This window comes from Paraburkholderia rhynchosiae, from assembly GCF_002879865.1.
GTDB classification, from domain to species: Bacteria; Pseudomonadota; Gammaproteobacteria; order Burkholderiales; family Burkholderiaceae; genus Paraburkholderia; species Paraburkholderia rhynchosiae.
In genome coordinates this window covers 102,831-111,791 of record NZ_PNXY01000025.1, presented here as the reverse complement: position 1 = coordinate 111,791, position 8,961 = coordinate 102,831, and the positions used below count along the sequence as shown (strand labels likewise).

General features: G+C 60.5%; 5 protein-coding genes and 1 pseudogene. 4 read left to right on the top strand and 2 right to left on the bottom strand.

From position 1 onward, the window contains the following. Positions 1 to 800: 800 nt before the first annotated feature. Both C0Z16_RS27715 and C0Z16_RS27710 read left to right on the top strand, forming a co-directional pair. Positions 801 to 1,097 (top strand): annotated as a pseudogene (locus C0Z16_RS27715) (carbonic anhydrase); the annotation flags it as partial. Between the two features lie 19 nt (positions 1,098 to 1,116). Next, positions 1,117 to 1,641 carry a hypothetical protein gene (locus C0Z16_RS27710; RefSeq protein ID WP_102635249.1) on the top strand — a complete coding sequence of 175 codons (525 nt, stop codon included), beginning with the start codon at positions 1,117 to 1,119 and terminating at the stop codon, positions 1,639 to 1,641. 49 nt (positions 1,642 to 1,690) lie between these two features. On the opposite strand, the gene C0Z16_RS27705 is transcribed toward C0Z16_RS27710, so the two are convergent. Then, entirely contained in the window at positions 1,691 to 3,004 is a 1,314-nt protein-coding gene (locus tag C0Z16_RS27705; protein WP_102635248.1) for an SUMF1/EgtB/PvdO family nonheme iron enzyme, read from the bottom strand. Between the two features lie 141 nt (positions 3,005 to 3,145). After that, positions 3,146 to 3,802 (bottom strand): helix-turn-helix domain-containing protein, encoded by a 657-nt coding sequence (locus tag C0Z16_RS27700; protein ID WP_102635247.1) that lies wholly within the window; start codon positions 3,800 to 3,802, stop codon positions 3,146 to 3,148. A 645-nt stretch (positions 3,803 to 4,447) separates the two neighbouring features. Between C0Z16_RS27700 and C0Z16_RS27695 the strand changes: the two genes are divergently transcribed. Next, complete coding sequence (locus C0Z16_RS27695; protein WP_102635246.1) at positions 4,448 to 6,106, top strand: methyl-accepting chemotaxis protein; 1,659 nt, start codon at positions 4,448 to 4,450, stop codon at positions 6,104 to 6,106. A gap of 226 nt (positions 6,107 to 6,332) precedes the next feature. Continuing rightward, positions 6,333 to 8,909 (top strand): 2-oxoglutarate dehydrogenase E1 component, encoded by a 2,577-nt coding sequence (locus tag C0Z16_RS27690; RefSeq protein ID WP_102635245.1) that lies wholly within the window; start codon positions 6,333 to 6,335, stop codon positions 8,907 to 8,909. The last annotated feature ends 52 nt before the right edge of the window (positions 8,910 to 8,961 follow it).

The following is an 8,961-nucleotide window of genomic DNA, read 5'->3' as shown; positions in this document are numbered from 1 at the left end:
AACGTTTCAAAGAGACCCATCAACCATCTCGGCTTTTGCGACGCCTGACACTGATGACAGGAACGGCACATGGCCTGCGGAAAACCCCGGGAAGTAATGAGGCTTAGGAAGCCGCACGACTTTATGGAGGCTGCAGGCGCGCACTTCATCATGGCGCGGGGCTCGGCCCTAACCAACGACGCCGGATAGATTTGAGCAAGCCAACCTGACCTCACGCACAAGGGGTTGCAAATCTGGGGCGGACCATAGAATTACTTCGTTCGGCGGCGAAGTAATGTCGTCAACTCGCGCTAGTGCCAAGTAAACTTGTCAATTCGCGTTCGGCCTCGGCCATGAATTCTTCGGGCAGGTGAGGCCGAACTATCGACGGTTTGCGAAGCTTCGAGGGGTTTAAAATGCCGCGTTCTGGTGGCGTGCGTCGTTGCGAGTCTTCAGTCCAAAATTTGGGCGATGGGTAACGCTTTACCGACGCTGCGCCTCCGAGCACGGCTGATGCTCTAAGCGGATCCTGCTACAAAGACGTTCTGTGAACCGCGTTCCTCCGTGGCAGTAGACGGGCAACGCTGCGTCGCCAATTTGTGAAGAACGTTGGATCACCGAAAATGTTTAGTATAGCTACCGAACGACACAGCACGACAAATTGCTCTCAACTCATGGTAGATTTCGAGCTAGAAGACATCGACGTGCGGCCCGCCGTTACATCCGAAAGAGCAGCTGCGTGCGTCTGAATCGGAGACTGACACCGCGTGACGCCCGTGATGGGCGCCGAACGCTCATTCATTCGGAGTTTGATGTTCGACGTGAGTCATACCAGCTGTGGCGCGATCAAGGGAGCCATTGCCAACGTCGATCTGGGCAATCTCACCGGATTACTGGACAAGATCAAGCCGGCCGTGCAGGCGACAGCCTACAACGGCGATCGTTCGGAATCGAACTACACGTTCGTGGACGCGGTGGCGCGGAAGAACGTCGCGTTGACGCTTGCGAACATTCGTAAAAGCAGTCCCGTGCTGGCGGAGCTCGAGACCAGCGGTGCGATCAAGATTGCCGGCGCGATGTACGACCTGAAGACTGGCGAAGTGGAATGCTTCGGCTGATGTCGGGGCGTTGAAGGAAATGTGGGCGATTCCGGCGGTCGTGGATGGCGGTGCGGAGTTTGGAAAGGGTGCATTCGGACATTTTTGCGATACGTTCGGAATTGACGTCCGCTATCGGACTACTCAAAAGCCAAGGGGCGGTGCACCGATTGAGAGCCTGTTTGGCGTCACCGAGGACGAACTTATCAATGGTCTCGAGGGAAATTCGATACAGCTCAAGCAGGCTCGACTGATTTCTCCGACAGAGCTTCCCAATGAGCGCCGGAGGTGGAAGTTCGACAGCCTCTACCTGGCGTTCGAATGCTATCTGTTCGAAAACCGTCCGACTGTTGTGCATGCACAGCTGGGCATTACCCCTCTCGAATACGAAAGAATCCGCTTACAGGAAACTGGCGAGCGCGAACATTTAACCGTTAACTCTTTCAACAAGGACAATATTGAAAAATACTTCGGATTGTCCATATGGTGGCACAAAGACGAGGAACTTTATGAGAGGATCCGCGCCAAGGCGAGGGCAAAACATCTTGGCACCACCAGCCGTTAAAGCAATAGTTGGTCATTCTTTTCTCTAAAGCGAAAGCTGCCGTTTCGAGTCATTTTTTGCTTAACTTGTCACAACCGCTCACGCACCGAAACCCCGCGTAAACATACTGATAATGCGGCTGAAACCAGTTTCGAAACGTCGGCCGCAACATGCACTGCGCGGTGCGCGCGGAGCCGCCTTTGAGCACGTAATGCTTTCCGTCGAAGAAGTTGGCGGAGTAGCCGAGATAAAACGGAAACGGTTCGAAGCCCGGTAGCGCGTCGAACAAACTCGAGGTCCACTCCCAACCATTGCCGAACTGGCCTTCCACGCCGAATGCGCTGACGTTGTCGGGGTGAGCGTCGACGGGGCGCGGGTCCCAACTGCGGAAATCGAAGTTGCCCGCCCCGGCGTGCGGCGCACCTTGCGCGGCGCGTTGCCATTGTGCTTCCGTGGGCAGCGCTTTGCCGGCCCAGCGCGCATAGGCGCTGGCCTCGGCATGACTGACGTACGCGGGCCAGTCGAGCGGCAGAGGGACTTCGTCGAACATCGTGCGCAGCGTCCAGGGGTTGCGTTGGCCGTCTGCATCGCGCCGTGACCAGCACGCGGGATGTTCGATGCGCTCGGCTTCCTTCCACGCCCAATCGTTCTCCGACCACCACTTCGGCTCGCGATAGCCGCCTGCTTCGATGAAGTCGCGAAACGCGCCGTTGGTGACCATATAGCGGTCGATCTCGAAGGCCGGCACGTCGACGTGCAATTCACCGAACTCGTTGTCCCAGCCAAAGCGGCCAAGCTCGCGCGGCATGCCGAGGGCGGTGGAACCCGCGGGCACACTAACCATCGACGACAAGCCGTTGGCGCGTCCAGAACCCGTCACCACAGGCTCGCGCAGATCGGTCACTTTCTGCTCGAGCGGCAACTGATGAAGCATGTAGGCCAGCGTCTCGGCGTGCATCAATCGATGCTCGATCGCGACGTTCAGCAATTGCCCTGACGCATCGACTCGCGCCGAATCGGTGAGCGCCCGCAGTTCCCGGTCGATCTGCTCGCGGGCCTGCAAGCCGTACTGACGCACCGTATTGAGCGAAGGCCAGTCGCCTGGTTGATCGGTCGGAAAACCGCCGTCGACGGGATCGATGCCGAACGCGAAGAGTTGATCGAGCGGCGGGTCGAACGCGGGCAGATTGAACAGGCGCTGATCGAACAGATTGCGGTCGAAAGCTTCGAGGTGGCCGATATAAAACACAATCCGGTGGCGTTCGCGGATCGGTCTTTCGTACAGGAACTCGGGCTTGACGATGGAAAAGAGGGCGTCGGTGACTTGACGCGCGTCGATCAGACGCTGGACGAGCGGATGATGCGGACCGGGATCGCGGTTCATTTTCGCCGGGTCTCCTTGCGCTTGCGGGGACGGACTAAACAAAGACTGTACCCGGTCGCAGGAGCCATGCCAAGGCAAACGGCCCACTGGAAAAACGTAGGAAGGGACGCGGTCGTGCGCTCCGCGCCCGCGCCTCCGACCTTAAACCTGCCGCAAACCGTCGAGATCGACGATGCGAATGTGCTTGCCTTGCGTGTCGATCAGGCCGCGTTTTTGAAATCTTGACAGGGTACGGCTCACCGTTTCGAGCGTCATGCCAAGATAGCTGCCCATGTCTTCGCGCGTCATTCGAAGGTTGAATTCCGCCCACGAATAACCGCGCTGCGCGTTGCGCTCCGACACGTCGAGCAGGAATGCTGCGACCCGCTCGTCCGCCGACAGAGAGCCGAGCACCATCATCTGCGCTGCTTCGCGCACGATCTGTTCGCCCAGCAGTTTGTGCAGGCGTTCCTGCATCGAGCCGATTTCGCGGCACAGCGACTTGAGCGCGGTGTACGGAACGATGCACACGGTGCTGTCCTCGAGCGCAAGAGCGCTACATGCATGCCGGTCGTCGCTGATGCCGTCGAGGCCGAGCGCTTCGCCCGCGAGCCGAAGGCCCATGACCTGTTCGCGCCCGTCGCGATGCGCCATGACGGTTTTCATGGAACCCGAGCGCACCGCATAAATATTGTCGAAACGGTCGCCGCTGCGGTACAGCGTATCCCCGCGATGCACCGAGCGAGCCGAGCAGATCAGCGTTTCGAGTTTCGAAAGCTCGTCGGGCGACAAGCCTTGCGGCATGCAGAGCTGCCGCATCGAACAACTCGAGCAACGCGCGGCACTGCGGCCGTTGGTGCGCGCGGCGGCGCGTGGCGTCGCTCGGCGGCTGCCTCGCGAGGGCGGGGAGCTGACGGCGGTACCTGTCGAAACAGTGGAATCGGCGGCGCGGGCAACAACGGTAGAAGTCAACATGTCTGAGCCAATGTCAGGGGTAATGCTCGATTGTCCCACCGGCTCTGTCCCCGGTTTAGCGGCAAAATGACGCGCTTTGGCGGCGAGGCACCTTGAGCGATGTCAGAGTCTGTTTGGCCGTTCTGAATCGTCCTATTCCCTACCTCCGAACGGCAAACACCTTACTCATCCTTCGCGCCCGAAGTGCGCTTTCCCACGCGCCCGCAAACGTTTGGCGAATTTTTCACTTTCCTCGCGCCCCAGATCTCAAGATTTAGAGATTTGTGTCGTCATATCTTCTGAGGAATGCGACGGCAACGAGAGAGGGGTGGAGTATCACGCGCCCGCGTCGGGGCACGCCCGCACGGCCGGCGTCATCGAAGTGAACCGTATCTGAGGGAACGCGGGGCTCTTTTTACGCCGAAGCTCTGTTGGGGGATCCGGCGGCGCCGCAACCGCTCTCGCTGCTTCGCGACAACTTTTATCGTGCGGTTGGGTAAGGAATTAGACATGAAGATTTCCAATTTGAGAATCGGGGTTCGTCTCGGCTCCGCCTTCGCTCTGATGGTGGCGCTGCTAGTCGGCACGGCCATCGTGGGTATCGGGCACCTTGAGTCCACCAACACCAAGATGGACGAGATCGTGAGTAATCGGTACACGCTGATTGCGCTTAGCAATCAGATCAAGAGCAACGGCTACAAGGCGAACGGCATTCTCAGCAATCTCCTGCTGAGCACTTCGCCGGACAAGGCGAAGCAGTATATGGATGACTACGCGGCCATCCGTAAAGCGAACGCGCAAGCCTACGCGGAACTCGAAAAGCACCTGACAAGCGAAGACACGAAAGCGCTGTTCAAGCAACAGTTCGATGCACGTTCGGCCTACGGCGCGAGCGTGAAAACATTCTTCGATCTGGTCAGCAAGAATCAGCAGCAGGACGCACGCGATGTCTATCAGGGCGATATGGCCAGGCTTCAGGAGGCCTACTACGTTCTCGTCGACAAGATGGTGGACGTGCAGGCTGAGCGGATGGCGCACGATGTCGCCGATGCCATCGCCGAAGCGCACAGGGCGAAATTCCAGATGATTCTTCTCGCGCTGATCGCCACGCTGATCGCGATCGCCACGGGCATCTTCGTCACGCGCACCATCACGCGGCCGATCAACCGCGCGGTGAATCTCGCAGAAGCGGTCGCGGCCGGCGACCTCACGCATCATCTGCAAGTGGAAACGACCGACGAAGTGGGCCGTTTGTTGACCGCGCTCGAACGCATGACCGGCAATCTGCATGGCATCGTCGCGCAAGTGCGTCAAGGCACGGACACCATCAGCCAGGCGACGCGCGAAGTGGCGAGCGGCAATATGGACCTGTCGAGCCGCACCGAGCACCAGGCGAGTTCGCTCGAAGAAACGGCGGCTGCGATGGAGCAGCTCACGTCGACGGTCAAGCAGAACGCCGACAACGCGCGTGAAGCCAATCAGCTGGCGTCGAATGCTTCGGACGTGGCGGTGAAGGGCGGTAATGCGGTGACCCAGGTCGTCAGCACGATGAGCGCGATCAACGACTCGTCGCGCAGGATCGTCGAGATCATCGGCGTAATTGACGGCATCGCTTTCCAGACCAACATTCTCGCGCTCAACGCCGCGGTGGAAGCCGCGCGCGCCGGCGAGCACGGCCGCGGCTTTGCGGTGGTGGCGAGCGAAGTGCGCGGGCTCGCGCAACGCAGTGCCGTCGCGGCAAAGGAAATCAAGGAGTTGATTGCGGACTCCGTGAATCAGGTCGGCACAGGCGGCAAGATGGTGGAAGAAGCCGGGCAGATCATCGGCGAAGTCGTGAAAAGCATTCGCCACGTGACGGAGATCGTTGCCGAGATCAGCTCGTCCAGCAAGGAACAAAGCGAAGGCATCGAGCAGATCAACCATGCGATCACGCAGATGGACAAGGTGACGCAGGAGAACGCCGCGCTCGTCGAACAAAGCGCCGCCGCCGCGCAGGCGTTGCAGGACCAGGCGCAGCAACTCACCGATACGGTCACCACATTCAAACTCGACGACGACATGTCGAAACAACGGAGCGCCGCGCGTGAAGCGCACGCGCATCGCACGAACGACATGGACGAAGCCGGCGCATCAGGCGCGTGGCTCAACGCGCGCATGTCTCCCCACTAGAGGCTAAGGCAGACAACGGACGGAGACACGAACCGGTCGCTCGGACCGGCTCGATAAAAAAGGCGGGGCGTTACAGCAAGCATGTATCGCATCCCGCGCCTTCCCCCGTTTCGCTATCTGCCGAAGATCGCGGCAACCGTCGTGTTGCCGTCGAGGGGCTGCGCCCCGAGCATCCGAATGCGGACAGCGAGATCCGATTAACGGTATCTTCCGCACGCTATCTAACATGTCCCAAGTCTCTTCCGAATCGATTGTTCTTTCACGCTCGCCGGCCAGCGCGGTTATCGAACCGGCAGGCGACCTGTCGCCGGTAGCGCGGACGTTGCAAGTCCGACGCTTCATCGACGCGTTCCGTCAGCATGGTCACCGTCAGGCGTCGCTCGACCCGCTGCGCCTCACGCCCTTGCCCGAGGTGCCCGAGCTGGACCCCGTGTTTCATGGGCTCGAACCGGCGCAGCCGATCGGCGCCGAGAATCCGCTGCTGCCGCCGTCGGCTGCCGTGCATGAACTGGAGCGGCAACTGAGGCGCGTCTATTGCGGCGCGATCGGCCTCGATCTGACCGGCACTCGCGATCCACAGCGCCGTGCGCGTTTGTCCGCATGGTTGAAGTCGGAACAACTCGCGCCGTTGCCGGCCCGTGATAAACGGCGCGGTCTGTTGCGCCGTCTGATCGCCGCCGAAATGTGGGAGCGCCATGTCGCGACGGCGTTCGAACATGCGAAACGTTTTTCGCTCGAAGGTTGCGAGAGCCTCGTGCCGCTGCTGGAGGCAATTGTCGATCATGCTGCCGCTCATGGCGTTCAACAGGTGTTCGCGGGCATGCCGCATCGCGGGCGCCTGAACGTGCTTGTCAATGTCATGGGCTTCGATCCCGCGAAGCTCGTCGATTATCTCGATCCCGATTCGGAGCTTGCGGCCGTGCAGCGCGATCTGCCGTATCACCTAGGCGGCAGCACTGTCAGGCAGACACCGGAAGGCGACGTCGCGATCTTTCTTGCGCACAATCCGTCGCATCTGCAGAGCGTCTATCCGGTTGTGAGCGGCATGGCGCGCGCGTATCAGGATGAACATCGCAGCTTTGGATGCCTGCCGCTTGTCGTGCATGGCGATGCGGCCTTTGCGGGCCAGGGCATCGTGATGGAAACGCTGAACATGACCCGCAAGGAAGGGTACGCATTGGGCGGCACGGTTCACGTGATCGTGAACAATCAGATCGGCTTTACAACGCCGAACCGGATGGATGTCGAAGCGCATTCGTATTGCACCGACATTGCACGGATGATCGACGCGCCAGTGATTCGCGTGAACGCCGACCGTCCCGACGAGGTCGTGCGCGCCGCGAAGCTCGCGTTGCAATACCGCATGGAGCATGAGGCCGATGTCGTGATCGATCTGGTCGGCTATCGGCGTCTCGGTCACTCCGAGCATGACATTCCCGCTCTCACCCAGCCCTCGCAGCAAGCGGCGATTGCCGGGCATCCGAGCGTCACGGAGCTGTATCACGCGGCAATCGGGGAAGACACGCCGCTCGAGGAACTGCGCGCAGACGCATTGAAAGCCCTTCAGCCGCAATCGGCGCAAACGTTGTCGTGCCCGCGTGCAAACGCGACGAAGCATACACGGCCGCTATCGCTCGCGCGCATGCAAGCGCTGACGGCGGCGTTGACCCGCACCCCGCCCGAAGTGAAGCTGCATGACTTCGTGCGCAATGTGACGGCGAAGTGGCAGGCAAGCGTTGCCGACGAATCCGCGACCGCTGACTGGTGCTTCGCGGAGAACCTCGCTTATGCAAGCCTGCTCGATGACGGGCACGGCGTGCGCATCTCCGGCATGGATGTCGGCCGCGGCACGTTCATGCACCGGCACGCAGTCTGGCATTCGCAAGGCAAGACGTCTGGCGCGCTCGAGCCTTATGTGCCGCTGGAAAACCTCGGCGTGCATCAAGGCGAGTTCGACATCATCAATTCGCCGCTGACCGAAGAGGCCGTGCTGGGTTTCGAATACGGCTACAGCGTGCAGTCAGCGTCGCGGCTGATCATCTGGGAAGCGCAGTTCGGCGACTTCGTGAACGGCGCGCAGGTCATCATCGATCAATACATCGCGGCGGGCGAGTACAAGTGGGGTGATCCGTCCGGTTTGACGATGCTGCTGCCGCACGGCCACGAAGGTGTCGGCCCGGAGCATTCGAGCGCGTACCTGAGCCGTTTCCTGCAACTGTGCGCGAGCGGAAACATGAAGGTCGTGATGCCGTCGACGTCGTCGCAGTGGTTTCATATGCTGCGCGAGCAGGCATTGAGTGCGGAGCCGAAGCCGCTGGTCGTGATGTCGCCGAAAGGGCAGCTCTACGGCAATGCCCGTTCGCATTCGGCGCTGCGCGAATTGATCGGCGGCGCGTTTGTTCCAGTGTTGCAAGACAGCGGTGTGGTTTCGCCCAACGACGTCACGCGTGTGGTGCTGTGCAGCGGCAAGTTTTTCTACGACTTGCAGGCGGCCCGCGACGCTTCCGGCGACACGCGCACGGCGCTTGTCCGCGTCGAGCAGATGTACCCGTTCCCAACGAGCGAGCTTGCCGATGCGCTCGCCGCTTATCCAGATCTCGCCGAAGTCGTGTGGGCGCAGGAAGAGGAAAAGAAACATGGCGCGTGGCATTTCGTGCGTGACGAAGTCCGCGAAGCGGTTCCGGCGAACTGCCGCGTTTCCGACGTGTGCCGGCGCGAAAGCCCGTCGGGCGCGCATTCGTCGATTCGGGCGCATCGCGACGAACAGCAGCGTTTGATCATGGCGGCACTGGCACGCGCCTGAAGTTGTGGCGTCAAGCCGTTTGCTGGCGAGTTGCCATTGAGTTGCTATTGTT